This is a genomic window from Mycobacterium sp. 4858, from assembly GCF_900240975.1.
Classification (GTDB): domain Bacteria; phylum Actinomycetota; class Actinomycetes; order Mycobacteriales; family Mycobacteriaceae; genus Mycobacterium.
In genome coordinates this window covers 663,408-690,350 of sequence record NZ_LT968776.1, presented here as the reverse complement: position 1 = coordinate 690,350, position 26,943 = coordinate 663,408, and the positions used below count along the sequence as shown (strand labels likewise).

Sequence of the window (26,943 nt, the reverse complement as noted above, 5' to 3'; positions counted from 1 at the left end):
GACCATGTCGGAATCGCGCTCAGAGGGGATGCATCCCGCGTGGTGGACACTGATCTTGGCCGTCGCCACGCTCGGCACCATCGCGCTGACGTCTGCCTTCTTCTCGGGGGAGTTCAAGTCGTACGTGCCGGTGACGGTGGTATCCGACCGGGCCGGCCTGGTGATGGACCGCGGCGGCAAGGTCAAGATGCGCGGGGTGCAGGTGGGCCGGGTCGCCGAGATCCACACCGGCAAGGACAAGGTAAGCCTCAGGCTGGATCTCGACCCGAACCAGGTCCGATACATCCCCGCGAATGTGCGCGCCCGCATCAGGGCGACCACCTTCTTCAGCGCCAAATACGTCGACCTCGTGTATCCGAGCCGGCCCAGCCCGAAGCGCCTGTCGGCCGGGGCGGTGATCCCCGTCGACAACGTCGGCACCGAGGTCAACACCATGTTCGCCAACCTCGTCAAGGTGCTGGACGAGATCGACCCGGCCAAGCTGCAGGCCGTCCTGTCCGCGCTGGCCGAGGGCTTGCGCGGCCGAGGACCAGTCATCGGCCAGGGCATCACCGACGCCGACGAGGTGCTGCGCGCGATCAATCCGCGCGCCGAAACGGTCAGGGCGGACATTCGCGCGGTCAAGGGCATCAGCGACACCTACGACCCTGCGGCACAGGATATTCTGCGGGTGCTCGACGCCGCCGGCACCACCAGCGGCACGATCGACCATGACTCGGCCGCCCTCGACGCGCTGCTCGCCGGCGCCATCGGGCTTTCCCGCAGCGGGATCAATCTTGTTGGGCCCAACAAGGACAACATCATCAGGGCGGTGAATCTGCTCGAACCGACCACCAGCCTGCTGATGAAATACAACCCCGCACTGACGTGCATGTTGGTCGGCGCGAAAACCGCCCTCGACACCGGGTACCGGGACGCGATGGGCGGCGCCAACGGATACTCGTTGATCATCGACAGCACACCGCTGTTCGGCGCGGACCAATACCGGTACCCGCAAAACCTTCCGATCGTCGGCGCCAAGGGGGGTCCCGGCGGTCAGCCGGGATGCGGATCACTGCCGGACGTCGCAGCCAATTGGCCTCTGCGCCAACTCATTACGAACACGGGATGGGGAACCGGTCTGGATATCCGGCCCAATCCCGGGATCGCGTTCCCGGGATACGCCGACTACCTGCCCGTCACCCGCGGAATCCCCGAACCACCCAGCATCCGCTATCCCGGGGGTCCCGCTCCCGGGCCGATCCCGTACCCGGGAGCGCCGCCGTATGGCGCCCCGCAATACGCCCCGGACGGAACCCCGCTGTACCCGGGTCTGCCGCCGGCGCCACCGCCGGGCGCGCCGCCCGAACCGGGGCCCCCGCCGCACAGCTGCAGCCCACCCCCGCACCGCCACCGCCCTGACGACCAGCGACCGACGTCACCGAGGAGCACGCCATGAAGGAGAACCTGTCGGGCGCCATCTGGCGCCTGGCCATCTTCTTGGTCGTGTGCACCCTGGGCCTGGTCGCGATGCTGGCGATCTTCGCGCAGCTGCGGTTCGGCAACGAGATGCCGTACAAGGCCAGGTTCAGCAACGTGTCCGGACTCGAGGTCGGCAACTTCGTCCGCATCGCGGGCGTCGAGGTCGGCAAGGTCAACAAGATCTCGGTCCAGGACGACGGCACCGTGGTCGTCGACTTCAGCGCCGACAACACGGTGGTGCTTACCGACGGCAGCAAGGCGGTCATCCGCTACCAGAACCTCATCGGCGGCCGGTACCTGGCGCTGCAGGAAGGACCCGGTGGCACAAGGCAACTCCGGCCCGGCGACACCATTCCGCTGGGCCGGACGTCGCCGGCGCTGGATCTGGACGCGCTGATCGGCGGCTTCCGCCCGTTGTTTCGCGCGCTGGATCCCAACCAGGTCAACACCTTGTCCAGCGAACTCATCAAGGCGTTCCAGGGCGAGGGCGCAACGATCAGTTCCGTCTTGGCGCGCACCGCCGCGCTGACCAACGCCCTGGCGGACCGGGACCGGCTCATCGGGCAGGTCATTCTCAACCTGCACACGGTGTTGGGCTCGCTCGGAGACCAGAGCGCCCAGTTCGCAAACACCGTCGACTCGTTGTCCCGGCTGCTGGAAACGCTCGCCGACCGTAAGCGAGACATCAGCAACGGGATCGCCTACGCCAACGCCGCGGCCGGTTCGGTTGCCGACCTGATCGCGAAAGGCCGCGCGCCCCTGGCGAAGATCCTCGGCGAGGGCGACCGGGTGGGCGGCCTGATCATGGCCGACCGAGACTATTTCGACGACTTCCTCAACACCCTGCCGGATGCCTACCAGATGCTGAACCGCCAGGGCCTCTATGGCGACTTCTTCAGTTTTTATCTCTGCGAAATGCTCTTCAAGCTGAACGGCAAAGGCGGGCAGCCGGTTTACGTCAAAGTGATCGGCCAGCCCTCGGGGAGGTGCACGCCACGATGAAGTACTTCTCCGAACGCAATCCGCTGGCCGTCGGCGCGATCGGTGTCGTGGTCGTCGCAGGCGTGGTGGCGGTGTCGCTGACCTACGACAAGCTGCCCTTGTTCAAATCGGGCAGGCAATATTCGGCATACTTCGCCGAGGCGGGCGGGCTGTTAACGGGTGCCGCCGTGCAGGTTTCGGGTCTGAAGGCGGGCACGGTGGACAGCATCGCGCTCGACGGCCCGCGGGTGCTCGTCACGTTCGAGGTGGACAAGCACATCCGGATCGGGGATCGCAGCGAGGCATCGATCAAGACCAAGAGCCTGCTGGGCGCCAAGATCCTGGAGATCACCACCCGCGGCGACGGCAGGCTGTCCGGGCCGATCCCGCTCGAGCACACCCACGCGCCCTACCAGCTGCCCGACGCGCTCGGCGACCTCGGCGCCGCCATCAGCGGGATCGACACCAACCGGCTGTCCGAATCACTGGCGGTGCTGGCGGACACCTTCTCCGACACCCCCGCCGACCTGAAGATCGCGGTAGCCGGCGTCGCGCGGTTCTCACAGACGTTGAGCGACCGCGACACGCAATTGCGAAATCTCCTGGCCAACGCCAACAAAGCCACCACCGTGCTGAGCGAACGCAGCGACCAGATCGCCCGTCTGGTCACCGACACCAACGCCCTGCTCGCAGAGTTGCAGAGCCAGAGCCGCGCGCTGGACCAGATCTCGGGCAACATCGCGGCGGTGAGCCGGCAGATCAAAGGGCTCATCGCCGACAACCGCCAGACCCTCAAGCCGGCACTGGACAAGCTCAACGAGGTCTTGACCATCGTCGACAACCGCAAAGAACGAGTGCGGCAGGCGATCAGGAAGTTCGATGACTATGCGCTGTCGCTCGGCGAATCGATGTCCAGCGGTCCGTGGTTCAACTTCTACATCGCCAACCTGATCCCCGGTCAGTTCATCCAACCATTCGTCGACGCCGCGTTCTCCGACCTGGGCCTGGACCCGAATGTGCTGCTGCCGTCGCAACTCACCGACCCGCAGGTCGGTCAGCCGGGAACACCCGCCCTGCCGGTGCCGTTCCCGCGCACGGGTCAGGGCGGCGATCCGAGGCTGAACCTCCCGGACGCGATCACCGGCAATCCCGGTGATCCGCGCTACCCCTACCGTGAGCCGCCCCCCGCGCCGCCGCCGGGCGGACCGCCGCCGGGGCCACCGCCGATCGCCCCGGGGCAGACGGCCCCGCCCCCGGCGCCTCCTTCACCGTCGCCGGTATACGTGCCGGCGCCGGGTGAACCGCCGTCGCCACCGAAAGCCGGTGAAAGATGAACCGCCACAACGCCAGGATCGCCCTGGCTGCGGCGCTGGTGCTGACCTTGCTCGCCGGTGCCGCGGTGGCCTGGCACTCGTCCGCGGTGAGCCGCACCACCACGGTGGTCGCCTACTTCACCAACAGCAACGGCATCTTCGTGGGCGACGAGGTGCGCATCCTGGGTGTGGCGGTCGGTCACATCAAGAAGATCGAGCCGCAACCCGAGGTCGTCAAGATCACCTTCTGGTATGAGGCCCGATACCAGGTGCCCGCCGACGCCAAGGCCGTGATCCTGTCGCCGTCCCTGGTTACCGCGCGGGCGATCCAACTGACCCCCGCCTACACCGGCGGCCCGCGGATGCAAGACGGCGCCGTGATCCCGCAGACCCGCACCGCGGTCCCGGTGGAGTGGGACGACCTGCGTCAGGACCTCGAAAAGCTCACCCAGATGCTGCAGCCGACACACGGCGGCCTGAGCCCCCTCGGGTCGCTGGTCAGGACCGCCGCGAACAACCTGCGCGGCCAGGGAGTGTCCATCCGCGACACCATCGTCAAACTCTCCCAAGCGGTTTCGGCGCTCGGCGACCACAGCGACGATCTGTTCAGCACGGTGAAGAACCTGTCGATTCTGGTTTCGGCGTTGCAGAGCAGTGGTGACCTGATGCGGCAGCTGAATCAGAACCTGGCGTCGGTCACCGGCCTGCTGACCAACGACCCCGACGAGGTCGCCAAGGCGCTCACGGCACTTTCCGACGTCGTCGGCGACGTGCGGACCTTCGTGGCCGACAACCGGGAAGCGCTCGGCACGACGTCGGACAGGCTGGCGTCGGTGTCGACGGCGCTGAACAACAGCCTCGACGACTTGAGGCAGGCCCTGCACATCGCCCCCACCGAGCTGCAGAACTTCATGAACATCTATCAGCCCGCGCAAGGCACGCTGAGCGGTGCGCCGGCGTTCGCCAACTTCGCCAATCCCGTCGCCTTCCTGTGCGGGGCGATACAGGCGGCGTCGCGCCTGGGCTGGGACCAGTCGGCGAAGCTGTGCGTTCAGTACCTGGCCCCGATCATCAAGAACCGTCAGTACAACTTCCCGCCGCTGGGCGAGAACCTAGTGGTCGGCGCCACGGCGCGCCCGAACGAGGTGACCTACAGCGAGGACTGGATGCGCCCGGATTATGTTCCGCCGCAGCCGAATCCCGGCGGAAGCCCGGGCGTCCCGGCCGCGCCGGCCCGGGTGCACCCGACCAATCCCGCCGACGGCTTGCGCGGGTTGATGCTGCCGACCGAGGGTGGATCGTGACGGCCGGGGTCCTGCGTCGCGCCGCGATGGGCTTGCTGGCGGTGCTGGTGATGGTCGCGCCGGCGGGCTGCGGCTGGCGCGGCCTGAACTCGGTCGCGCTGCCGGGAACCGCCGGACGCGGCCCCGGGGCGTTCACGATCCAGGCGCAACTGCCCGACGTGGGCACCCTCGAACAGAACTCGCGTGTGCAGGTCGGTGACGTCACCGTCGGCAATGTCACCAGGATCGAGCGGCAGGGCTGGCATGCGCTGCTGACGATCCGGCTCGACGGCGATGTCGACCTGCCGGCGAACGCGACGGCAACGATCGGCCAAACCAGCCTGCTGGGTTCCCTGCATGTCGAGCTCGCGCCGCCCACCGACGTCCCGCCCCGGGGCAGGCTGCGGGAGGGGTCGCTGATTGCCCTGTCGTCGGCCGGCAGTTACCCGTCGACGGAGCAGACCCTCGCCGTTATCTCGTTGTTGCTCAACGGCGGTGGGATCGGCCAGATTCAGGACATCACCCAGTCGCTGAGCACCGCGCTGGCCGGACGCGCCGACGACCTCCACAGCCTGATAGCCCAGCTCGACACCTTCACCGGCCACGTGGCCGACCAGACCGGCGACATCATCGCCGCCGCCGAGAGCGTCAACGCCCTGGTCGGCCAGTTCGCGGATCAGAAGCCGGTGATGGACAGGGCGCTGACGGCCATCCCGGCCGCGCTTCGCACCCTGGCCGACGAGCGACAGACCCTGGTGGAGGCGCTGGATCAATTCGGCAAATTCAGTGCGCTGGTTGCCGATTCGACACGGCAGACCAAGGACGCTCTGGTCAAAGAGCTCAACGATCTGGCGCCGGTGCTGGAATCGCTGGCCAACGCGGGTCCCGCCATGACCCGCGCGTTGAGCCTGCTCGCCACCTATCCCTTCCCGAAGGAGACCATCAGCAAGTGGGCCCGCGGGGACTACGCCAATCTGACGGCCATCATCGACCTGACGCTGAGTCGGCTCGACGCGTCATTTCTCACCGGCACCCGCTTCGAGGGCAATTTGACGGAGCTGGAGCTGCAGTGGGGTCGCACGATCGGCCAGATGCCGAGCCCGTACACCGCCGGCAATCCGCTTGTCGCGCCGTATCATTGGGATCAGGGCCGTTGACATGCCGCCCTTGTCCAGACGAGTCCTCGTCCAGTTGGCGATCTTCGTGATCGTCGCGCTGATCGGCGGCGCCGTGATGGTGTTCGGCTATATCCAGGTGCCGGCCATGGTCGGCATCGGACGGTATCGGGTCACCGTCGAGCTGCCGCAGGCCGCGGGTCTATACCCCAGCGGCAACGTCACCTATCGCGGCACCGAAGTCGGCCGGGTCGACGGCGTGCGTCTGACCGATGCCGGCGTCGCGGCGGTGCTCTCGCTGAAGTCGGGTATCGACATCCCGGCGGACCTCGATGCACAGGTGCACAGCCAATCGGCGGTGGGGGAGCAATACATCGCCCTGCTGCCACGCAGGGATTCGCCCCCGCTGCGGGACGGCGACGTGATCCGGGCCGATCGCGTGTCGGTGCCGCCCGACTTGGACACGATGCTCGATGCGGCGAACCGGGGCTTGGAATCGGTCCCGCGTGAGGACCTCAAGACCGTCGTCGACGAGGCGTCCACCGCCGTCGGTGGGCTCGGTCCGGACCTGTCCCGGCTCGTGGCCGGCGCCAGCTCGCTGTCCATCGAGGCGCGAAAGAACCTCGGTGCGCTGCTCACCCTCATCGACGACTCCAAGCCGGTGCTCGACACGCAGACCGATACCTCGGATGCGGTACGGGCGTGGGCCGCACACCTGGCCGAGCTCACCCGCGGCGTTCAGAAAAGCGACGCCGCCCTCCGGCGCGTGTTGGAGCAAGGCGCGCCGGCCGTCGGGGAAGTCCAACAGCTCTTGGAACGGGTAAACCCGACGCTGCCGGTCGTGCTGGCCAACCTGATCGGCGTCGGGCAGGTGGCGCTGACCTATCACGCCGGCCTCGAGCAGCTGCTGGTCCTACTTCCCCAGGCGGTGGCCACGATCCAGGCGATCAACGTCCCGAACAGGAACACCAAGCAGGGCTACAAGGGCGCCTTCCTGAGCTTCAACCTGCGACTGAACCTGCCGCCACCGTGTCTGACCGGCTTCCTGCCCGCCCAGCAGCAGCGGGTTCCGTCGTGGGAGGACTACCCGGACCGCCCCGCGGGCGACCTGTATTGCCGGGTGCCGCAGGACTCCGCGCAGAACGTCCGCGGCGTCCGCAACACCCCGTGCGTGGGCCACCCGGGCAAGCGGTCCCCGACGGTCCAGATGTGCGAGAGCGACGACAGCTACGTTCCGCTCAACGACGGTTACAACTGGAAAGGCGACCCGAACGCGACGCTTTCGGGTCAGCCCGTCCCGCAGCCGCGTCCGCCGGCTCCGCCCGTTCCGGCCCCGGTGCCGATCCCGGCGGCCGAGTACGACCCGGCCACCGGCACCTACGTCGGCCCTGACGGGCATGTCTACACGCAATCGGATCTGGCCACCGCCGGTGGAAAGGAGCGCACATGGCAGACGATGTTGCTACCGCCGAATTGACCGGGCCCCCTGCGGAAGTCGGCGACGGCTCGAAGCAGCAGGAGCGGCAGCGCGACGCCGCTCCGATCCGGTTGACGCTGACCATCGGACTCGTCATCGTCTGCGCGCTGATCGGGCTGATCGGGTGGGTTGGGCTGCGTGCTCACCGGGCGCATGAGGACCAGGAGCAGCGCATGCTTTTTCTGCGGGCCGGTCGCCAAGCTGCGGTCAACCTCACCACGGTCGACTTCCGTCAAGCCGACGCCGACGTGCAACGCATCCTGGCCGGTGCGACCGGGCAGCTCTACGACAACTTCTCCAGACGTTCGCAGCCCTTCATCGACGTGGTGTTGCGAACCCGGTCGAGGTCTGTCGGAACGGTGACGGAAGCGGGCATCGAATCGCAGTCCGGCGACCGCGCCGAGGTCCTGGTCGCTGTGACGGTCCGCACGTCGAACGCCGCGGCGGCCGAACAGCAGCCGCACGCCTGGCGGATGCGGCTCTCCGTCGTCAAGGTCGGCGGCGAGGCGAAGGTGTCGAACGTGGAGTTCGTGCCTTGAGAAACAACTGGTCTCGGGTGCTGGCATACGCTGTGCTGCCGGGGCTGGCGCTGTCGCTTGCGTCAGGCGCCGGATTGCTGAAGTGGCAGGGTTCGTCGATCGCCGACGCCGACGGGGGTCGCATCGAGGCCATCCGGGCGGCGCGTGAGGGCACCGCTGCCCTGCTGACCTATCGGCCGGACACGGTCGAGCGCGACCTGGGCGCCGCGAGTGAGCGGCTGATCGGGCGGTTCAAGGACACCTACACGTCGCTGACCCGGGACGTCGTCATCCCCGGTTCGAAGCAGCGGCATATCTCCGCGCTGGCCACCGTCCAGTCTGCGGCGTCGGTGTCGGAGGGGCCCGACCACGGCGTCGTCCTGCTGTTCGTCAACCAGACCACAATCGTCGGCGCCGACGCGCCCGCATACACGGCGTCCAGCGTCCGGGTCACGCTGGACAAGGTCGGGGGCCGCTGGTTGATCTCCGGGTTCGATCCGGTTTAGGGGTGTCAATCTTTGTTCGCGGCAACGGTGCTGGCCGCATCCCACTGCCTCTGCACCGCGCGTTCGCTGGCCGTGGTAACCAGACCCGACGGCGCGAAGAACTTCGACGGTATCGGCTCATCCTCCGTCAGCGGCCGGCCTCGGCCGCGAATCGCCTGATAAGACACCATGATCCCGACGATCAGCACGACGACCACGACCAGTGCGAACAGAACCGACAGGGTGCCCTGGACGAAGGTGTTCCTGATGACGTCGTCGAGCTGATGAACGTTCTTGGCCGAACCGAATGACGTCTTGCCGGCGTTGCGGGCCGCCAGATACTGGAAGTGCTGCGTCCAGTAACCGACATTGGGATCTGAGGAGAAGATCTTCTGCCACGACGCGGTGAGCGTGACGGCCAAATCCCACAGCAGCGGAATACCGGGAATCCAAGCCCACTTCAGCAGGCCCTTCTTGATCACCACCACCGTGATCACGGTCAGCGCGACGGCGGCGAGTAGCTGGTTGGCAATGCCGAACAGCGGGAACAGGGTGTTGATTCCGCCCAGCGGGTCCGTCACGCCCATCAGCAGGATGCTGCCCCAGGCGGCGGCCACCGCCAGGCTGCAGAGCCAGACGCCCGGGCGCCAGCTCGGGTTGCGCAGCTTGGTCAGCGGACCACCCAGGTTGCCCAGCGTGTCGGACAGCATGAAACGCGCGACGCGGGTGCCCGCGTCGACGGCGGTCAGGATGAACAGCGCCTCGAACATGATCGCGAAGTGATACCAGAACGCCTTGAGGCCCGCCCCGCCGAAGACCCGTTGCAGCACCTCTGCCATGCCGAATGCCAGCGTGGGCGCGCCGCCGGTACGCGACACGATCGACTTTTCGCCGACCCCGGCGGCGGCCTGACCGAGTTGACTTGCGCTGGTGGGGATCCCCTTCAGGCCGAGCCGATTGACGTAGTCCGCGGCGGTGGCCGCGGTGCCGCCGGTTTGGGCGGGCGGGGCGTTGAGGGCGAAGTAGAGGTGCTGGTCGAGGATCGATGCGCTGATCAGCGCCATGACGGCGACGAAGGATTCGGTGAGCATGCCGCCGTAGCCGATGAGCCGCATCTGGCTCTCCTTCTCCAGCAGCTTGGGTGTCGTCCCCGAGGAGATCAGCGCGTGGAATCCGGACAGCGCTCCGCACGCGATGGTGATGAACAGGAACGGGAACAGCGAGCCGGGGAAGACCGGCCCGTCGCCGCGGGCGGCGAACCGCGAGACCGCGGGCGCCTGCATGAGTGGCAGCGAGGCACAGATGCCGACCGCGAGCAGGGCGATGGCCCCGACCTTCATGAACGTGGAGAGGTAGTCGCGCGGTGCCAGCAGCAACCACACGGGCAGCACCGATGCCACGAAACCGTAGCCGACGATGAGCCAGGCCACCGTGGTCGGGGAGATGCTCAACCACGTTGCACCCCAGGATGTTTGGCCGACCCAGTTGCCGGAGGCGACGGCCAGCATCAGCAGCACGAAGCCGATGATCGACACCTCGGCCACCCGTCCCGGCCGCAAGAAACGCAGATAGCAGCCCATGAAGAGGGCGATCGGGATGGTCATGGCGATGGAGAACACGCCCCATGGGCTCTGGGCCAGGCCCCGCACCACCACCAGCGCCAGCACCGCGATGATGATCACCATGATGACGAACGCACCGACGAGGGCGGCGGCGCCGCCGGTGGCGCCGAGTTCGTCGCGGGCCATCTGGCCCAGGGAACGCCCCCGCCGTCGGGTGGAGATCCACAAGACCAGGTAATCCTGCACCGCGCCGGCGAACACCGCCCCGAGGATGATCCAGATGCTGCAGGGCAGGTAACCCATCTGGGTGGCCAGCACCGGACCGACGAGCGGCCCGGCCCCGGCGATGGCGGCGAAATGATGGCCGAACAGCACCCGCCGGTCGGTGGGCACGTAGTCGCCGCCGTCCTCGAACACTTCGGCCGGGGTGGCGTGGTCGTCGCGGGGGCGGACGATCTTCATCTCGATCAGCCGGGCGTAGAACCGGAAGCCCAGCACGTAGGTGCAGATCGCCGCGACCACGAACCAGACGGCGTTCACCGTCTCGCCGCGCGCGAACGCGATGATGGCCCACGCGACGGCGCCCATCACGGCGATGGCGGCGAAGAAGATCTTGTGCCGGCCGGTGATGGGGGAGCGGTCGACGATCGCGACGGGCGGTAGCCCGTCGTCGGTGTGGATGTAGCTGACGTCTTTGTCGTGCTCTTTGACTGCCACGGCCGAAAACCCTACGCGCGCGAAACGAACTCCGCCCGTCTTAATACAGCGCCCGCACGCTGTCGATGGTGTCAGCCTCGGCCGGGCCCTTGTCGTCGCGGTAGCGCAGCACCCGGGCGAACCGCAGCGCCACCCCGCCGGGGTAGCGCGAGGACTTCTGGACACCGTCCAGCGCCACCTCGACCACCTGCTCGGGCCGCAGCCGCACCACGTAACCGTCGGTACCGGCGACCGCGAGTTCGGAGAACCGCGCCGTCTGCCAGTCCAGCATGGCGTCGGTCATGCCCTTGAAAGTCTTTCCCACCATGACGAATTCGCCCGTGGCGGGTTCGCGCGCGCCGAGGTGGATGTTGGAGAGCTTGCCGGTGCGTCGCCCGGATCCCCACTCGACCGCGAGCACCACCAGGTCCAGCGTGTGCACCGGCTTCACCTTCAGCCACCCCGCTCCGCGGCGGCCCGCCTGGTACGGCGCGTCCGGCGCCTTGGCCAGCACTCCTTCGTGGCCGGCGGCCAGCGTCGCGTCCAGGAACCGGGCAGCCTCGGCGGCGTCCGAGGTGTGCAGCCGATCGACCCGCTGCGCGGCCGGCACCAGCGCGTCCAGGGCGGCCAGCCGCTCGGCGGTCGGCGCGTCGAGCAGGTCGGCGCCGTCGCGGTGCAGGATGTCGAAGAAGAACACCGAAAGTGGTTGCGCCGCAAGCGCCGCCGCGACGTCGACCGATCGGCCGAACCGGGACGCGGTGACCTGGAAGCGGTGCGGTGAGTTGTCGGGCCGCAGCGCGATCGCCTCGCCGTCGGCGATGAGGTCGCGCACCGGCAGCGCCAGGGCCGCCTCCACCACCTCCGGCAGCCGCGCGGTGACGTCGTCGAGGCTTCGGGTGTAGACGGTGACCTGGTCACCGGACCGGTGGATCTGCACCCGCGCCCCGTCCAGTTTCGCCTCGAAAATCGTTGTGCCGCCGTGGCGTTCCAGCGCATCGGCCACCCCGGTCGCGGTCTGTGCCAGCATCGGACCCACCGGCCGGCCGACCCGCAGCGCGAACGCGTCCAGCGCCCTGGCTCCGCCGCCCAGGGCGGCGGCCGCCACGGACGGCAAGTCCCCGCCCAGCATCGCGGCGCGCTGCACGGCGGCGACGGGGAGTTCGGCGGCCCTGGCCACCGCGTCGGCCATGATCCCGGTCAGCGCCCCCTGGCGCAGCTCGCCGCCGAGCAACCGAACCAGGAAGGTCTGCTCGGCATCGGTCGCGGCGGCGAACAGGCCGGCGATCAGCTCGGCGCGCCGCGCCTGCGACCCCTTGCCCGACACCGCTCCGATCTCCGAGAAGCGGGCGTCCACGCCGGCGACGGTCAGCGTCGGGTGCGATGCCGGCGGCGGCCGCGACCGCAGCGATGCCCACCCGACCCCGATCTGGCGCTGGGGCAGCTCACCGGAGAGCCAGGACACCACGATCGCGACGCCGTCGGGGTCGGCCGCCGCACGCCGCAACAGGTCGGCGATGTGGGCCACCTTGCTCAGCCGCGACGACGTCCCGCCCACGTCAAGCGAGGTGGTCGCCACGTCGAAAAGCAGCACGGAATCAGCTTGGCACGGCTCGCCGACAAGGCGGGGTCAACCCTGAAGGACGGACACGCTAGCGTGCCTACGTAACGTTACAGATTGCAAGGAATCTGATAACCCGAAAGGAAGGGTCCGGATGGAGATCAACGGGAAGAAGGTCGTCGTCATCGGCGGCGCCTCGGGGATGGGTCGCGCCTCGGCGGAGCTGCTGGCCGAGCGTGGGGCGGACGTCGTGGTGCTCGACCGCGAGGGTTCCGACGGCAAGACCGTCGCGGAAGGCATCGGCGGCGCGTTCTATCCGGTCGACGTCACGGACTTCAAGGGTACCGAGGAGACGCTGCAGACCGCGGTGGACAAGCTGGGCGGCCTGCATGTCACGGTCACCACTGCGGGTGGCGGCATCGCCAAGCGGACGCTGACCAAGTCCGGTCCCCATGACCTCGAGTCCTTCCAATCCGTGATCGACCTGAACCTGATCGCCACCTTCAACATCAGCCGGCTGGCCGCCGCGCACATGGCCAAGAACGAGCCCGAGGACGAAGAGCGCGGCGTCATCATCAACACCGCGTCGATCGCGGCCTTCGAGGGCCAGATCGGGCAGGTGGCCTACACCGCCGCCAAGGCCGGGATCGCCGGCATGTGCCTGACCATGGCCCGCGACCTGGGCTCGATGGGCATCCGGGTGCTGGCCATCGCCCCCAGCCTGTTCCTGACGGGAATCACCTCGATGGTCCCCGACGAAATGGCGGCGGCGCTCACCAAGGACGCGGCCTTCCCCAAGCGGATGGGCCGGCCGATCGAGTACGCCAAGCTCGCGGCGGCCATCGTGGACAACCCGATGCTCAACGGCCAGTGCATCCGGCTGGACGCCGGGCAGCGGTTCGCGCCCAAGTAGCAGCCACCCCCGCGAGTGGCCCTCCCCCGGATTAAGTACACTCTTTAGGCAGCCGCCCCGCTTCCCCTCGAAGCGGGGCAGGCACCCAGCCGGTAGCGAGGAGGGCCCCTCATGGGTATCGCACTGACCGACGACCATCGCGAACTCGCCGAAGTCGCCCGCGGGTTTTTGACCTCGCAGAAGGCCCGCTGGGCTGCGCGGTCCCTGCTGGACGCCGCCGAGGAATCGCGGCCGCCGTTCTGGCAGAACCTCGTCGAGCTGGGCTGGCTCGGCCTGCATGTCGACGAAGAGCACGGCGGTTCGGGGTTCGGGCTGCCCGAACTCGTGGTGGTCGTCGAGGAACTCGGCCGCGCGGTCGCGCCGGGTCCGTTCGTGCCGACCGTCATCGCGTCGGCGGTGATCGCCAAAGACGGTTCGGCCGAACAGAAGTCGCGCCTGCTACCCGGGTTGGTCGACGGGACCGTCACCGCGGGCATCGGCCTGGACGGCCAGGTGCGGCTCACGAACGGGATCGCCGACGGTGACGCCGGAATCGTGCTGGGCGCCGGCCTGGCCGAACTGCTGCTGATCGCGGCGGGCGACGACGTGCTGCTGCTGGAGCGCGGTCGCGCCGGCGTGTCGATCGAGGTGCCGAACAACTTCGACCCGACCCGGCGCTCCGGCCGGGTCCGCCTGGAAAACGTGGACGTCAGCGCCGACGACGTCCTGGTGGGCGCGCGGGCATCCGCGCTGGCCCGCGCCCGGACGTTGCTCGCCGCCGAGGCGGTGGGTGGCGCCGCGGACTGCGTGGAGGCCGCCGTGGACTATGCCAAGGTGCGGCAGCAATTCGGGCGCACCATCGGCACTTTCCAGGCGGTCAAGCATCATTGCGCGAACATGCTGGTGGCCGCCGAGTCCGGGGTCGCGGCCGTGTGGGACGCCTCGCGCGCGGCGTCGGAGGACGAAGCCCAGTTCCAGCTGGCCGCGGCGGTGGCGGCGACGCTGGCGTTTCCCGCCTACGCGCGCAACGCCGAGTTGAACATTCAGGTTCACGGCGGCATCGGTTTCACCTGGGAGCACGACGCTCACCTGCACCTGCGCCGCGCGCTGGTGATACAGGCGCTCTTCGGCGGCGACGCGCCGGCCCGGGATGTCTTCGAGCGCACCGCCGCCGGAGCCCGGCGGGAGAACAGCCTGGATCTGCCGCCCGAGGCCGAACAACTGCGCACCAGAATCCACGCCGACGCGGCCGAGATCGCCGCCCTGGACAAAGAGGCGCAACGCGACAAACTCATCGAGACCGGTTACGTGATGCCGCACTGGCCCAAGCCCTGGGGCCGCGCCGCCGACGCGGTGGAGCAGCTGGTGATCGAGGAGGAGTTCCGCGCGGCCGGCATCAAACGGCCCGACTACTCGATCACCGGGTGGGTGATCCTGACCCTGATTCAGCACGGAACCGATTGGCAGATCGAAAGATTCGTGGAGAAGGCGCTGCGCCAAGAAGAGATCTGGTGCCAGCTGTTCTCCGAACCCGAGGCCGGCTCCGACGCGGCGTCAGTCAAGACCCGCGCCACCCGGGTGGACGGCGGCTGGCAGATCAACGGGCAGAAGGTCTGGACCAGCGGAGCCCAGTACTGCGCGCGCGGCCTGGCCACCGTGCGCACCGACCCCGAAGCCCCCAAGCACGCCGGCATCACGACCGTCATCATCGACATGAAGGGCCCCGGCGTCGAGGTGCGGCCGTTGCGGCAGATCACCGGCGGCTCGGAATTCAACGAGGTGTTCTTCAACGACGTGTTCGTTCCCGACGAGGACGTCGTGGGGGCGCCCAACTCGGGATGGACGGTGGCCCGCGCCACGCTGGGCAACGAGCGGGTCAGCATCGGCGGCAGCGGGTCCTTCTACGAGGGGCTGGCCCCCACCCTGGTGCAACTCGCTCAGCAGCAGTCAGATCGCTTGGCGGGGGCGCCCGTTCGAATCGGATCCTTCCTCGCCGACGATCACGCGTTGCGGCTGCTGAACCTGCGCCGCGCCGCCCGCAGCGTCGAGGGCGCGGGGCCGGGTCCGGAAGGCAACATCACCAAGCTGAAGCTGGCCGAACACATGGTGGACGGCGCCGCCATCTGGGCGGCGCTGGCCGGCCCGGAGGTCGCGCTGATGGACGGGCCCGGCGCGATCGTGGGCCGGCTGGCGATGGGAGCCCGCGGCATGGCGATCGCCGGCGGCACCTCGGAGGTCACCCGCAACCAGATCGCCGAGCGGATCCTCGGCATGCCGCGCGACCCGCTGATCAACTAGCCGTTCGGTGCCCCTGCGCGAGCGACCGTGTCTGTACAGCGACACGCCGCAAAACCCGGTAATTTGCGGACGCTCGCGCGAAAGGGAAGCGGGATCAGACGGGGGCGAACAACGGGGCTCCGCCGCTGCCCTTCTCCGGCAGGATCTCGACGGGCATGCCGCAGGTGACCGACTCGGGTTCGCAGCCAACGATATTGGCGGCCACCCGCAGGCCTTCCTGCTCGGCGAGTTCGACGATGGCGATCACGTACGGGACGGGAATCTCCGGGTTGTACGGGTGGTGGTTGACCGTGTAGGTGAACACCGTCCCGCGTCCGGATACCGGCCGCGCGACCAGCGGGCGGCCGCAGGCGCGGCACTTCCCGGTCGCCGGATGCACCCAGCGCGCGCAATCGTCGCAGTATTCGATGAGCAGCGGCGCGTCCGGCACGACGAATACAGTACACTCAATTGGTTCGACGCATGGTCTGACGGGCGGTGTGCATGACGCATTTCGAGAAGGACGCGATCCTGTCCGGTATCGGCATCTCGCGGATCGGCCGTCGCACCGGTATCGCGGGCCTGGACCTGACCATGGAAGCGGTGCGGTCCGCCATCGACGACGCCGGATTGGCCCCTTCCGACATCGACGGCATCGCGACGCTGGGCGACACCCCCGCCGAAGACGTGAACGCCCAACTGCGGATCGAGGCGGCCGACTGCGGATCCGGATTCGGCACCGGCGGCCTGCTCAGCCCGGTGATGTCGGCGTGCCGCGCGGTCGCCGAGCGCCGCGCCCGCCACGTGCTGGTGTACCGGACCATCCAGATGCTCGGCGGCACGGTCCCGGTGAAGCCGCAGGAGAACGCGCCCGCGCCGCCACTCGCGCGGATGTTCGAGACGCCGGAGGGCGCCGAACGTCCCGCCGTAGGCGCGATGGACGACGTCAACGACCTGGTCGCGGCCAACGCCTACTCGGCGGCCAATTGGTTGGCGCTCAACTGCCGACGCCACATGGAGCTCTACGGGACCACCAAACAACAGCTGGGCTGGGTGGCCCTCAACGGCAGGCGCAACGCCGCGTTGAATCCGCGCGCCGTGTACCGCGACCCGATGACCATGGCCGACTATCTCAGCGCGCGGCCGGTGTCCACCCCGTTCGGGCTGCTGGACTGCGATGTTCCGATCGACGGCTCGATCGCCGTGGTGGTCTCGCATGCGGAGTACGCGCGTGACTGCCCGCACCGCCCGGTGGCGGTGGAGGCGATCGGCGGCGCCGACGGCGCCGGGGGCTGGTTCCATCGGGCCGACTATCCGAAGATGGCGATGTCGGACGCGGCGGCCCAGATGTGGTCGCGCACCGACCTCAAGCCGTCCGATCTCCAGGTTGCCGAGCTCTACGACGGGTTCACCTACCTCACCCTCGCATGGCTGGAGGCGCTGGGCATCTGCGGCGACGGCGAGGCCGGGCCTTACGTCGAGGGCGGCGCGCGGATCGCCCGCGACGGAGCGCTCCCCTTGAACACCTACGGCGGCCAACTGTCCGCCGGGCGCATGCACGGCTACTGGGCGCTGCACGAGGGATGCCTGCAGCTGCGCGGCGAGGCGGGGCAGCGGCAGGTGTCGCAGCGCCCGGACGTCGGCGTGGTGTCCGTGGGGGGCGGGCCCGTCGCCGGCTGCATGCTGCTCACATGCTGAAAGCCCTTGCGCGAGAGCATCGTCGGGCCTGACATGAGTACCGGCCACGAGAGCAAACTGGCCGCCAAGATCGCGCGGGACCTCGAGGCGGAGATCGTCCGCCGCGGCTGGGCCACCGGCGAATCCCTGGGATCCGAACACGCCCTGCAGGAACGCTTCGGGGTGAGTCGCTCGGTGCTGCGCGAAGCAGTCCGCCTCGTCGAACACCATCAGGTCGCCCGGATGCGCCGCGGGCCGGGCGGCGGGCTGATCATCTGCGAACCCGACGCCGGCCCCGCAACCCGCGCCGTCGTCATCTACCTCGAACACCTCGGCACGACCCTGGGCGACCTGCTCAACGCGCGCCTGGTGCTCGAACCGTTGGCGGCTTCGCTGGCCGCCGAACGCATCGACGAAGCGGGTATCGCGCGGCTGCGGGCGGTGTTGGCGGGCGAACGAGAGTGGAGACCCGGGCTGCCGGCGCCGCGGGACGAGTTCCACATCGCCCTGGCGGAGCAATCGAAAAACCCTGTCCTGCAACTGTTTATCGACGTCCTGATGCGGCTCACCACCCGATACGCCCTACAGTCGCGGACGGACACGGCCGGCGAGGCCGTCGAGGCGCTCGACCGGATGCACGTCGACCACGCCGAGATCGTCGCAGCCGTCACTTCCGGCGACTCGGCGCAGGCCAAGACACTCAGCGAACGACACATCGAGGCCGTGACCGCCTGGCTGCAGCGCCATCACCCGGGCAGCACGGGCCGACGGCGTAAGCCGCGCCGGCTCACCGCCGAGGCGCCCCGCGGCAAGCTGGCCGAGATGCTGGCCGCCACGATCGGTGACGACATCGCGGCGGGCGGCTGGCAGGTCGGTTCGGTCTTCGGCGCCGAGGCTGAGCTGCTGGAGCGCTACCGGGTGAGCCGCGCCGTGCTCCGCGAAGCGGTGAGGCTGCTCGAGTACCACTCGGTTGCGCACATGCGCCGGGGGCCGGGCGGTGGGCTCGTCGTCGCCAAACCCCAGGCGCAGGCCAGCATCGACACCATCGCCTTGTACCTGCAGTACCGCGATCCGAGCCGCGAAGACTTGCGTTGCGTCCGGGATGCGATCGAGATCGACAACGTCGCCAAGGTCGTCAAGCGGCGCGGCGAACCCGAGGTGGCCGCCTTCCTGGCCGCCCATCGGTCCGAGGTCGGCGAAACGTCCGGTGATGTGGGCGACGCCGCCGTCGAGGAATTCCGGTTCCACGTCGGACTGGCGCAGCTGGCCGGCAACACGCTGCTCGACCTGTTCCTGCGCATCATCGTCGAGTTGTTCCGCCGACACTGGTCGAGCACCGGGCAGGCCCCGCCGACCTGGGCGGACGTCCTGGCCGTCCACCACGCTCACCTGCGGATCGCGGACGCCATCGAGGCGGGCGACGACAGCCTGGCCCGCTATCGCGTGCGCCGTCATCTGGACGCCGCCGCCTCGTGGTGGCTCTAGCAAGTACTGAGTTCGCAGATGTGATCTGCAGCGCGGTATAGCGGAGCCCCGCCGCGGGTACTGGGAGGGAGAAGGCAGACGGCCGGTCCAGCAGGGGGTTGGCGTTAGTGATCGAGAGTGAGCATGCTGGAGTGACGGCGGGCACAGGGATCGGGAAGCTAGGCTTCGTCCACTCCGCGCTCATCTACCAATCCCAGCAGGAGTATTTGGATTTCGTGACCCGCTTCGTGCGGGAAGGGTTGGACCTCGACGAGGCCGTGCTCATCGCGGTCCCGGCCGACATGTTGGCGTCGCTACACGACGCGCTGAGCGCGGGCGGCACGGCGCCGGACGCTCTGCGCATGGTGGACATCACCGAGGTCGCCCGCAACCCGACCCGCCTCATGGCGATGGAGGGTTCCTTCGTCGACGACCACCCCGACCGGCGCGTGCGAATCGTCAGCCAACTCGCCTGGCCGGGCCGCAGCGACGAGGAACTGGTTGCCTGCGTGGAGCACGAGGCGCTGGTGAACGGGGCCATGGACGGCTACCAGGTGACCGGATTGTGCCTCTACGACGGCAGCCGGCTCCCCGACGACGTGCTGGCGGACGCCCGCGCCACCCACCCCCTGCTGTGGGGAGGTGGCGAACTCCAACGCAGCGCCGACTACGCGCCCGATGCCGCCTTGCAGCGCTGCAACCGCCCACTACCCGCTAATCCGGGGGCTGTCACCTACGTGGTCAGGAAGTCGGCGGACCTCAGCCCGGCGCGCTCCTTCGCGGTCGACTACGCCGGCTGGGTCGGGTTGTCCCGGGACGCGATCGAGGACCTGCAGTTGGTGGCCACCGAGCTGGCCAGCAACAGCCTGATGTACACCGACGGCGCCTGCCAACTGGCCTTCTGGCGCGACGACGAGCACCTGGTGTGCGAGGCGCGCGACACCGGATGCTTCGAGGATCCGCTGGTGGGCCGCCTGGACCCTGGGCCGTGCGGTCCCGCCAGTCGCGGGTTGTATCTGGTCAACGCCATCTCGGACCTGGTCCGCACGCACACCACGGCCAGCGGTACGACGATCCAGGCGTACCTGCGGTTCGAGCCGTCGTCCGGCCCGACGGGCTGAACGCCAAGCAACCCCCGGGAAACCCGTCCCCCACGCAGCGGTCCCGGGGGTTGCTCGTCGCTTCAGCTAGACGCAGATGCCAAGCGCGCTGACAATGCAGCCGCCGCCGGCTGCCCCGCCGCCAACGAGCCCGCCGCTTCCGGCGGCCGATGAAGCACATCCTGTCGGTACTACTAACACCGTGATAAGGCCTGCGGCCGCTGCGGCAGCTTTCAGGGTTTTCATGGTGCGGTTCGCCTTCATGATGAGCCTTCTTTCATCAATCCTTCGAGGGGGTTAATTGCACAGCCGTTGAAGAGCGGTGCTTCCGCTTCATACCCGCTGTTCGCCATGAGTAAACCAAAATTTTCGATGAATTTCGAAACGGGTGGGCGCGATATGCCGCTCGGCCGAAACTTGCACGTCAGGCGGGTAAGCGGCTAATGTCGTCGCTCGTGCGTCTTCTCGAACGTGCCTTCACGAAGGCCGTAGTAGCTAGCACCCGCAGCGGGGTCTGACCCAGACCGACCCCCCGCTGTGGGTCGGAAGCTGCTGCCGTCGGTCACTCCTTCGACCGAAGAAGACCGGCACCATGACTCTTCCCGAAGCTTTCCCCGATCTCGATTTCGACACCGACCCGGCCAGCCCGTGCCTCGCGACCGAGTGGTTCGCCCAGCGATTCGACGCCCCGCTACCGAGCGGTCTGCGTGAGCTGGCGGCCGCGATGTCCTGGGAGCGGTTCGTCGCGACGTACGGCCAGACGGCCGGCCCCGTCCGCCTGCGCAACTGGGCGTGCACCGACGGCCACGGACGGCTGGGCCCGCAGGTCCGCACCTTCGAGGCCATGATCGCCGTGGGGGAGCGCATCAGCGTGTCGACCGCCGCGGCCGGCGGTCCAATCGCGGCGCTGAGCGCGATGCTGCACGAGCGCGGCGTTCCGGTGGAGATTCTCCGGTTCCATCAGCTCCGTTCCGCGGAGCACACCGCCACGTTCGTCCGCGGCGGCAACGGCGCCCGCGTCGAATGGGCGATGGGCTGGGCGGAGGATCCGACCCAGTCGGCGCTGCGCGCGGTGATCGCGTGCGCCAACCGGCTGATCGCCTGACGCGCTGTGGTCTACAGCGGGCTGAGCACGATCGGCTTGCCCGACGGTCTTGACCTCGAGTTGCCCGAACACCATGCCGAATCTGTCTGGGTCCGTCCGTAATTCGTGCAGCCGGTGGTTCATGCCCGGCCAGATCGTGATGTTGGTCCCAGCCGAGCGGCCGCCGATCTCCGCGGTCGGTGTTGTGACGCCGACTTATCCGAACGGCGGCGGAAGGCTCACGACGCCACCGCCGCCGCCGACCGCACCGCCGCCGACCGCGCCGCCGCCGGCCGTACCGCCGCTGACGAGGGCAGGGTCGAGAATCACGGCGCATCCGGTCGGCAGCCTCACCGCGATCAGTGCCGCGGCCGACGTCGCCACTATCTTCTTGCTCCGTGCCTTCATCAGGGTTTTCTTGCTCCGTGCCACCATCGAGGGCGCCTTCCGTGTGCAGGGGCTATTGCGCTCGTGTGGAATTCTATGGATGGCACCAGTAAACAGCGGGCGAACAATTCGGGAACGTCCGCAACACGCAGCCCCAAACTTTCAGTGGCCGTCTGCTATCACTCGCCTTTGTGGTTGGAAGCCCGGTGCGCTAACGCATTTCGCGAGACCTCGATCGCCGCGCATTGAATTCGGTTGTGCGCTACGGTGAGTCCCGTCCCGCACAGACTTCTTCTGCCGTGTCCGCGGTGGGGGCAGGAATCGCGATCGGCGGCTCGAGGCGCATGGTTGATCAGATTGCACATGACGAAGTGATGCCCAATCGTCACCACGCCGCCCACCGTTCCGGCGTGAGGGCGGCCGAGATCGGATTGCTGTGATCACGTCACCCGACCCGGTGCGGTCTTCACGCTGGCTGGGGCGCCGTTATCTGTTCCACGTTGGGCGAGTTGGCATTCCGACTTTCGCGGCATTGCTGTACACGGGCTTCGCGGTCGGGGTGCTCTGGGGCGGGCACGAATCCGGCCTTGGCTACCCGCGGTTCGCGGCATCGGCTATCGTCTTGCTGGTCTTCGCCCTGATAGGTGCCCGTATCTGGTATCTCGTCGGTCATCCGGCGTTTCTTGCCGAACGCACCGGTGCGGCGGCGGTGACGGATTCCGGGGCCGGGCTCTACGGCGGATTGCTGCTCAGCTTCGTGGTCTCGTGGCCCGTGCTTGCCCTCATGGGTTTGCAGTTCTGGCGGTTCTGGGACGGCGCGGCGATCATCTTGCTCGTGGGGATGGTTGTCACCCGAATCGGCTGCCTGATAAACGGATGCTGTTCGGGCCGAGAAACGCGTGGGCCCCTGGGGGTTTGGCTGCCCGATCAACTCGGCGAATGGAAGCGTCGCTATCCGACGCAACTCTTCGAGGCGGCGTGGTCGGCGGTGATCTTGGGCGTCGGAGTCTGCCTCCACGCGCCCTCCGATCCGCCCGGGCTGTTGTTTCTCGGCTCGGCCGCAGCGTATGGAATCGGTCGGCTGGGTTTGGAGCTGCTGCGCGCAGATGCCTCGGGCGCAGCGCTGCCGACACGGATGAACCTGGGCTTTTCGGTAGTGCTGGCGGTGATTTCCGGCGTCGCGTTCATGCTGAAACTGCCCTAGCGCCTCGGCAGTAGTACCTAGCACCTCGCAGCGAGGCCTGATCCTGACCGACATCCCGCCGCGGGTCGGTCGCTCACGAAATCCGAATCCGGTAGCCCTTCGGCAGGCGGGCGTTCGGCTCGTGAGTGGTTTGAAAGCCAATTCGGCGTGGCGGTGCCGCGCGGTCCGCGGGAAAGCGGAGGATCCGACCCAGTCGGCGCTGCGCGCGGTGATCGCGTGCGCCAACCGGCTGATCGCCTGACGCGTGTCGGCTAGAGCGGGCGCAGCACGATCGGCATGCCGTCCATCGGTATCGGCATGCCGCCGTAGTCCCAGTGCGGCTGATAGCCGGGCCGGGCCAGCTCCAGCCGGTAGCGGCGCAGCAGCCGATGCACGACGGTCTTGACTTCGAGCTGACCGAACACCATGCCGATGCACTTGTGCGCGCCGCCGCCGAACGGCGCGAAGGCGTACCGATGCTTCTTGTGCTCGGAGCGTGGCTCGGCGAAGCGTTCGGGGTCGAATTTGTCTGGGTCCGTCCACAATTCGGGCAGGCGGTGGTTCATGCCGGGCCAGATCGTGATGTTGGTGCCGGCCGGGATGTAGTGGCCGAGCAGCTCGGTGTCGCGGACGGCCTGCCGCATGTTGAACGGCAGCGGCGTCACCATGCGCAGCGACTCGTTCATGATCAGTTCGAGCGTTTCCAGCTTCTCCAGCGCCTCGATGTCCAGCGGCCCGTCCCCGAGCCGGGCGGACTCCTCGCGCGCCCGCTCCTGCCACTCCGGGTTGGCGGCCATGTTGTAGACCATCGTCGTCGTCGTCGACGTCGACGTGTCGTGGGCGGCCATCATCAAGAAGATCATGTGGTTGACGATGTCGGAGTCGGTGAAGCTGTTGCCGTCCTCGTCCTCGGTGTGGCACAGAACCGTGAGCATGTCGTTGCCGGTGGCCTGGCGCCGCTCCTTGACCCGCTCGGCGAAGTACTCCTCGAGCAGCGTGCGGGCCTTGAGCCCACGCCACCACTTGAACGGCGGAACCGGCTGCCGGATGATCGCGCCGCCCGCCCGCGTCGTGATCGTGAACGCCTGATTGACCTTCGTGACCAGGTCGTGGTCGGTGCCCGGCTCGTGCCCCATGAACACCAGGGAGGCGACGTCCAGGGTGAGTTCCTTCATCGCCGGGTGGAACAGAAAACGTGCGTCGTTGGTCGGCCAGTTGGCGACGATGTCGCTCGCCACGCGGTCGATGTGCTCGACGTAGCCGGTCAGCCGGCTGCGGGTGAAGGCTTCCTGCATGATGCGCCGGTGGTACATGTGCTCGTCAAAGTCCAACATCATCAGGCCGCGGTTGAAGAACGGCCCGATCACCGGGTGCCAGCCCTTCTGCGAGAAGTCCTTGTTCTTGTTCGAGAACACGGCCTGGGTGGCGTCGGGCCCGAGCGCGGTGACCGCCGGCATGATCGGTGAGTCGAGGAAGTGCAGGGGGCCCCGGGTGCGATACAGGTGCAGCGCGTAATCTGGCCCGCCACGGAACATCTCGATGATGTGCCCAAGGATCGGCAGGCCGGCGTCGCCCAACACGGGCTTGAGGCCGCTACCGACGGGCGGTTCGGCCAGGACCTTGGTTTCCCAGTCGTGGGCGAGCAGGCGTTTTTCGACCGCACCCATCCCCGGGATGGTGTTGAGCGTCGGGGTGAACCGGCGCCGAGCCTGGTCCAGCAGGTACTGCGGGGTGCTGATCGTGGCGGTCATGAACGCTCCTTTGCGTGCCCTCCGAGGTGACAGCCGTCACTGTCTTATAACCTTCGGAAAAAACTTGACGGCTGTCAAGTTTGCTTTTTGACAGGCGTGGTGCAAGGTCAGGGAATGAGCAGCCACCCCGCCACCGGCGAGCCGGGCGGGCAACGACGCGGCGACAAGCAGCGCCAGGCGATCCTGCAGGCGGTGCGGGAACTGCTGCAGGAGAAGCCATTCGCGGAGCTGTCGGTCAGCACGATCAGCCTCCGGGCCGGGGTGGCCCGGAGCGGCTTCTACTTCTATTTCGACTCCAAGTACGCCGTGCTGGCCCAGCTGATGGCCGAGGCCGCCGCGGAACTCGAAGAGCTCACGCAGGACTTCGCCCCCCGCCAGCCCGGCGAGTCGCCGGAGCAGTTCGCCCAGCGCATGGTCGGCAGCGCGGCCGCCGTGTACGCGCACAACGACCCGGTGATGACCGCGTGCAACGAGGCGCGCAACACCGACGTCGAGATCCGTAATCTCATGGACCAGCAGTTCGAGGTGGTGCTGGGGCAGATCGTCTCCATCGTCGAGGCGGAGATGAAGGCCGGCACCGCCAGTCCGATCAGCGACGACCTGCCGACGTTGATCCGCACCCTCGCCGGTACCACCGCGCTGATGCTGACCGGCGACCCGATCCTGGCCGGTCGTGACAGCGATCGCGACCGCCGCGTGCGCGTGCTGGAGCGATTGTGGCTGCACGCGCTCTGGAGCGGGCGTCCCTAGGCCGTTACCGCCGGTATCGTCACGGCAATGGGGCAGCAGGGATATTTCGCGGGAAAGCGGTGTCTGGTCACCGGGGCGGCCAGCGGCATCGGCCGCGCCACCGCGCTGCGGTTGGCGGTCCAGGGCGCCGAGCTCTATCTCACCGACCGTGACCGGGACGGGCTCGAGCGGACGGTGGTCGACGCCCGCGCGCTGGGCGCACGGGTGCCCGAGCATCGGGCCCTCGACATCGCGAGCTATGACGAGGTGGCGGCGTTCGCCGCCGACATCCATCGGGACCACCCGAGCATGGACGTCGTGCTCAACATCGCGGGGGTGTCCGCCTGGGGCACCGTCGACCGGCTCACGCACGAGCAGTGGACCAAGATGATCGCGATCAACCTGATGGGTCCCATCCACGTCATCGAAACGTTCGTGCCGCCGATGGTGGCGGCCCGCAACGGCGGGCACCTGGTCAACGTCTCGTCGGCCGCCGGGTTGGTCGCGCTCCCGTGGCATGCGGCCTACAGCGCCAGCAAGTACGGCCTGCGGGGGCTGTCGGAGGTGCTGCGCTTCGACCTGGCGCGGCACCGCATCGGGGTGTCGGTCGTGGTGCCCGGCGCGGTGAACACCCCGCTGGTCCAGACCGTCGAGATCGCCGGCGTGGACCGCGAAGACCCCAAGGTGGCCCGCTGGGTGAACCGCTTCAGCGGCCACGCCGTCTCGCCGGAGAGGGCGGCCGAGAAGATCCTGGCCGGGGTGGCCAAGAACCGCTACCTGATCTACACCTCGGCGGACATCCGGGCGCTGTATGCCTTCAAGCGGCTGGCCTGGTGGCCCTACAGCGTGGCGATGCGTCAGGTGAACGTGGTGTTCACCCGGGCGCTGCGGCCGGCGCCGGCGCCGCTAGTCCGGCATGGCCAGTTCGAGGCGCACGCCCAGCAGCCGGACCGGGCGGTCGAGCTCGAATAAGTCCAACACCCGCAGCGCCGCGGCGACGATGGTGTCGCGATCGGTGGTTGGCGCCTCCAGCTTGCGGATCTTGGTGCGGGTGTAGAACGTCGCGGTCCGCACCGTGACCGCCACCCGCGTCACGATGCGGCCCGACGCGAGCACGTCGGTCAACGCCTGTTCGGCCAATTGCGTGACCGCCGAATCCATTTCGGTGCGTTCGGTGAGGTCGCGCGGGAAGGTGACGACGTGGCTGCGCGAGCGCGGGATCCACGGCTCGGCGCTGACTTGCGCGTCACCGCCGCCCTTGGCCAGCAGCAACAGCCACAGCCCGGTGCGCGGACCGAACGCAGACGTCAGCAGTTCGGCGTCGCTGTGCGCGAGCTCGCGCACCGTCGTGATCCCCAGCGCGGCAAGCTTTTTCGCGGTCTTGGGGCCCACGCCCCACAGCGCGTCGACCGGCCGGTCCGCCATCATCGTCATCCAGTTCGCATCGGTGAGCGCGAAGACGCCCGCCGGTTTGGCGAAGCCCGTCGCCACCTTGGCGCGCTGCTTGTTGTCGCTGATGCCGACCGAGCACGACAGCCCGGTTTCCGCCGAGATGACCGCCCGGATCTCTTCGGCCACTTCGTTCGGGTCGGCGCCGGCCACCCCGACGTACGCCTCGTCCCAGCCCCACACCTCGACCGGGTGTCCCAGGTCGCGTAGCAACCCCATCACCTGTTGGGAGGCGGCGTCGTAGGCATCGGAGTCCGACGGCAGGAACGTCGCCTCGGGGCAGCGGCGGGCCGCCGCCCGCAACGGCATACCGGCGTGGACGCCGAATTCCCGGGCCTCATAGGAGGCGCAGGTGACGACCTTGCGCGGCTCGGACGGATCGCCGTTACCGCCGACGATCACCGGCAGCCCGGCCAGCTCGGGGTGGCGGCGCAACTCCACCGACGCCAGAAACTGATCGAGGTCGACGTGCAGAACCCAGCTCGGCGTCGACGCGGTCAT

Annotated in this window: 23 protein-coding genes; 17 read left to right on the top strand and 6 right to left on the bottom strand. The window is 68.3% G+C overall.

Features of this window, described 5'->3' with window-relative positions:
* Nucleotides 1-4 precede the first annotated feature (4 nt).
* From C1737_RS11645 to C1737_RS11610, 8 genes are read left to right on the top strand one after another with little or no spacing between them, the layout of a single operon-like run.
* Nucleotides 5-1,438, top strand: a complete 1,434-nt coding sequence (locus tag C1737_RS11645; RefSeq protein WP_102418343.1) for an MCE family protein — start codon at nucleotides 5-7, stop codon at nucleotides 1,436-1,438.
* On the top strand, nucleotides 1,435-2,463 hold the full coding sequence (locus C1737_RS11640) for a virulence factor Mce family protein (RefSeq protein WP_102418341.1): 1,029 nt from the start codon (nucleotides 1,435-1,437) through the stop codon (nucleotides 2,461-2,463). The genes C1737_RS11645 and C1737_RS11640 overlap by 4 nt, the downstream gene beginning before the upstream one ends.
* Nucleotides 2,460-3,776, top strand: coding sequence for an MCE family protein (locus tag C1737_RS11635; protein ID WP_102419907.1), 1,317 nt, complete (start codon nucleotides 2,460-2,462; stop codon nucleotides 3,774-3,776). Before C1737_RS11640 ends, C1737_RS11635 begins: the two co-directional genes overlap by 4 nt.
* Entirely contained in the window at nucleotides 3,773-5,059 is a 1,287-nt protein-coding gene (locus C1737_RS11630; RefSeq protein ID WP_102418339.1) for a virulence factor Mce family protein, read from the top strand. Before C1737_RS11635 ends, C1737_RS11630 begins: the two co-directional genes overlap by 4 nt.
* A 26-nt stretch (nucleotides 5,060-5,085) precedes the next feature.
* Nucleotides 5,086-6,195, top strand: coding sequence for an MCE family protein (locus tag C1737_RS11625; protein WP_102419906.1), 1,110 nt, complete (start codon nucleotides 5,086-5,088; stop codon nucleotides 6,193-6,195).
* A 1-nt stretch (nucleotide 6,196) separates the two neighbouring features.
* Nucleotides 6,197-7,630: an MCE family protein gene (locus C1737_RS11620; protein ID WP_102418337.1), complete on the top strand. Its 1,434-nt coding sequence runs from the start codon at nucleotides 6,197-6,199 to the stop codon at nucleotides 7,628-7,630.
* Nucleotides 7,600-8,169 (top strand): mammalian cell entry protein, encoded by a 570-nt coding sequence (locus tag C1737_RS11615; protein WP_068098831.1) that lies wholly within the window; start codon nucleotides 7,600-7,602, stop codon nucleotides 8,167-8,169. The genes C1737_RS11620 and C1737_RS11615 overlap by 31 nt, the downstream gene beginning before the upstream one ends.
* On the top strand, nucleotides 8,166-8,654 hold the full coding sequence (locus C1737_RS11610) for a hypothetical protein (protein WP_102418334.1): 489 nt from the start codon (nucleotides 8,166-8,168) through the stop codon (nucleotides 8,652-8,654). The genes C1737_RS11615 and C1737_RS11610 overlap by 4 nt, the downstream gene beginning before the upstream one ends.
* A 5-nt stretch (nucleotides 8,655-8,659) precedes the next feature.
* On the opposite strand, the gene C1737_RS11605 is transcribed toward C1737_RS11610, so the two are convergent.
* Together C1737_RS11605 and C1737_RS11600 are read right to left on the bottom strand one after the other, a co-directional pair.
* Nucleotides 8,660-10,912 (bottom strand): carbon starvation CstA family protein, encoded by a 2,253-nt coding sequence (locus C1737_RS11605; RefSeq protein WP_102418331.1) that lies wholly within the window; start codon nucleotides 10,910-10,912, stop codon nucleotides 8,660-8,662.
* A gap of 40 nt (nucleotides 10,913-10,952) precedes the next feature.
* A complete protein-coding gene (locus C1737_RS11600; protein WP_102418329.1) occupies nucleotides 10,953-12,482 on the bottom strand; it encodes an ATP-dependent DNA ligase in 1,530 nt (509 codons plus the stop codon).
* Nucleotides 12,483-12,603: 121 nt separating this feature from the next.
* Between C1737_RS11600 and C1737_RS11595 the strand changes: the two genes are divergently transcribed.
* Both C1737_RS11595 and C1737_RS11590 read left to right on the top strand, forming a co-directional pair.
* Entirely contained in the window at nucleotides 12,604-13,362 is a 759-nt protein-coding gene (locus C1737_RS11595; RefSeq protein ID WP_067927999.1) for an SDR family NAD(P)-dependent oxidoreductase, read from the top strand.
* A 111-nt stretch (nucleotides 13,363-13,473) separates the two neighbouring features.
* Nucleotides 13,474-15,639, top strand: a complete 2,166-nt coding sequence (locus C1737_RS11590) for an acyl-CoA dehydrogenase (RefSeq protein WP_102418326.1) — start codon at nucleotides 13,474-13,476, stop codon at nucleotides 15,637-15,639.
* 94 nt (nucleotides 15,640-15,733) lie between these two features.
* Here C1737_RS11590 and C1737_RS11585 read toward each other — a convergent pair whose 3' ends face one another.
* Entirely contained in the window at nucleotides 15,734-16,069 is a 336-nt protein-coding gene (locus C1737_RS11585; RefSeq protein ID WP_102418324.1) for a Zn-ribbon domain-containing OB-fold protein, read from the bottom strand.
* A 53-nt stretch (nucleotides 16,070-16,122) separates the two neighbouring features.
* Between C1737_RS11585 and C1737_RS11580 the strand changes: the two genes are divergently transcribed.
* From C1737_RS11580 to C1737_RS11565, 4 genes are all read left to right on the top strand, one after another.
* Nucleotides 16,123-17,316 (top strand): thiolase family protein, encoded by a 1,194-nt coding sequence (locus C1737_RS11580; RefSeq protein ID WP_068098845.1) that lies wholly within the window; start codon nucleotides 16,123-16,125, stop codon nucleotides 17,314-17,316.
* A 33-nt stretch (nucleotides 17,317-17,349) separates the two neighbouring features.
* A complete protein-coding gene (locus tag C1737_RS11575; RefSeq protein WP_102418321.1) occupies nucleotides 17,350-18,780 on the top strand; it encodes a FadR/GntR family transcriptional regulator in 1,431 nt (476 codons plus the stop codon).
* 107 nt (nucleotides 18,781-18,887) lie between these two features.
* Nucleotides 18,888-19,880: a sensor histidine kinase gene (locus C1737_RS11570; RefSeq protein ID WP_102418319.1), complete on the top strand. Its 993-nt coding sequence runs from the start codon at nucleotides 18,888-18,890 to the stop codon at nucleotides 19,878-19,880.
* A 571-nt stretch (nucleotides 19,881-20,451) separates the two neighbouring features.
* On the top strand, nucleotides 20,452-20,964 hold the full coding sequence (locus C1737_RS11565) for a homocitrate synthase (RefSeq protein ID WP_102418316.1): 513 nt from the start codon (nucleotides 20,452-20,454) through the stop codon (nucleotides 20,962-20,964).
* A gap of 195 nt (nucleotides 20,965-21,159) precedes the next feature.
* Here C1737_RS11565 and C1737_RS26710 read toward each other — a convergent pair whose 3' ends face one another.
* Nucleotides 21,160-21,351: a hypothetical protein gene (locus tag C1737_RS26710; protein ID WP_158243964.1), complete on the bottom strand. Its 192-nt coding sequence runs from the start codon at nucleotides 21,349-21,351 to the stop codon at nucleotides 21,160-21,162.
* 415 nt (nucleotides 21,352-21,766) lie between these two features.
* Between C1737_RS26710 and C1737_RS11555 the strand changes: the two genes are divergently transcribed.
* A complete protein-coding gene (locus C1737_RS11555; RefSeq protein WP_158243963.1) occupies nucleotides 21,767-22,534 on the top strand; it encodes a prolipoprotein diacylglyceryl transferase in 768 nt (255 codons plus the stop codon).
* 251 nt (nucleotides 22,535-22,785) lie between these two features.
* On the opposite strand, the gene C1737_RS11550 is transcribed toward C1737_RS11555, so the two are convergent.
* Nucleotides 22,786-24,264 (bottom strand): cytochrome P450, encoded by a 1,479-nt coding sequence (locus C1737_RS11550; RefSeq protein WP_102418309.1) that lies wholly within the window; start codon nucleotides 24,262-24,264, stop codon nucleotides 22,786-22,788.
* Nucleotides 24,265-24,378: 114 nt separating this feature from the next.
* Between C1737_RS11550 and C1737_RS11545 the strand changes: the two genes are divergently transcribed.
* Nucleotides 24,379-25,014, top strand: a complete 636-nt coding sequence (locus C1737_RS11545) for a TetR/AcrR family transcriptional regulator (protein WP_068098855.1) — start codon at nucleotides 24,379-24,381, stop codon at nucleotides 25,012-25,014.
* 27 nt (nucleotides 25,015-25,041) lie between these two features.
* On the top strand, nucleotides 25,042-25,965 hold the full coding sequence (locus tag C1737_RS11540; protein WP_067923744.1) for an SDR family oxidoreductase: 924 nt from the start codon (nucleotides 25,042-25,044) through the stop codon (nucleotides 25,963-25,965).
* On the opposite strand, the gene C1737_RS11535 is transcribed toward C1737_RS11540, so the two are convergent.
* Nucleotides 25,900-26,943, bottom strand: a complete 1,044-nt coding sequence (locus tag C1737_RS11535) for a DNA polymerase IV (RefSeq protein ID WP_068098856.1) — start codon at nucleotides 26,941-26,943, stop codon at nucleotides 25,900-25,902. The two genes, C1737_RS11540 and C1737_RS11535, sit on opposite strands and share 66 nt — an antisense overlap.

What these genes read in the sequence shown, in the direction of transcription:
- C1737_RS11645 (WP_102418343.1), top strand. Translation starts at nt 5, where the DNA reads ATGTCGGAATCGCGCTCAGAGGGGATGCATCCCGCGTGGTGGACACTG.
- C1737_RS11640 (WP_102418341.1), top strand. Translation starts at nt 1,435, where the DNA reads ATGAAGGAGAACCTGTCGGGCGCCATCTGGCGCCTGGCCATCTTCTTG.
- C1737_RS11635 (WP_102419907.1), top strand. Translation starts at nt 2,460, where the DNA reads ATGAAGTACTTCTCCGAACGCAATCCGCTGGCCGTCGGCGCGATCGGT.
- C1737_RS11630 (WP_102418339.1), top strand. Translation starts at nt 3,773, where the DNA reads ATGAACCGCCACAACGCCAGGATCGCCCTGGCTGCGGCGCTGGTGCTG.
- C1737_RS11625 (WP_102419906.1), top strand. Translation starts at nt 5,086, where the DNA reads ATGGGCTTGCTGGCGGTGCTGGTGATGGTCGCGCCGGCGGGCTGCGGC.
- C1737_RS11620 (WP_102418337.1), top strand. Translation starts at nt 6,197, where the DNA reads ATGCCGCCCTTGTCCAGACGAGTCCTCGTCCAGTTGGCGATCTTCGTG.
- C1737_RS11615 (WP_068098831.1), top strand. Translation starts at nt 7,600, where the DNA reads ATGGCAGACGATGTTGCTACCGCCGAATTGACCGGGCCCCCTGCGGAA.
- C1737_RS11595 (WP_067927999.1), top strand. Translation starts at nt 12,604, where the DNA reads ATGGAGATCAACGGGAAGAAGGTCGTCGTCATCGGCGGCGCCTCGGGG.
- C1737_RS11590 (WP_102418326.1), top strand. Translation starts at nt 13,474, where the DNA reads ATGGGTATCGCACTGACCGACGACCATCGCGAACTCGCCGAAGTCGCC.
- C1737_RS11580 (WP_068098845.1), top strand. Translation starts at nt 16,123, where the DNA reads ATGACGCATTTCGAGAAGGACGCGATCCTGTCCGGTATCGGCATCTCG.
- C1737_RS11575 (WP_102418321.1), top strand. Translation starts at nt 17,350, where the DNA reads ATGAGTACCGGCCACGAGAGCAAACTGGCCGCCAAGATCGCGCGGGAC.
- C1737_RS11565 (WP_102418316.1), top strand. Translation starts at nt 20,452, where the DNA reads ATGACTCTTCCCGAAGCTTTCCCCGATCTCGATTTCGACACCGACCCG.
- C1737_RS26710 (WP_158243964.1), bottom strand. Translation starts at nt 21,351, where the DNA reads ATGAAGGCACGGAGCAAGAAGATAGTGGCGACGTCGGCCGCGGCACTG.
- C1737_RS11550 (WP_102418309.1), bottom strand. Translation starts at nt 24,264, where the DNA reads ATGACCGCCACGATCAGCACCCCGCAGTACCTGCTGGACCAGGCTCGG.
- C1737_RS11545 (WP_068098855.1), top strand. Translation starts at nt 24,379, where the DNA reads ATGAGCAGCCACCCCGCCACCGGCGAGCCGGGCGGGCAACGACGCGGC.
- C1737_RS11540 (WP_067923744.1), top strand. Translation starts at nt 25,042, where the DNA reads ATGGGGCAGCAGGGATATTTCGCGGGAAAGCGGTGTCTGGTCACCGGG.
- C1737_RS11535 (WP_068098856.1), bottom strand. Translation starts at nt 26,943, where the DNA reads ATGACCGCGTCGACGCCGAGCTGGGTTCTGCACGTCGACCTCGATCAG.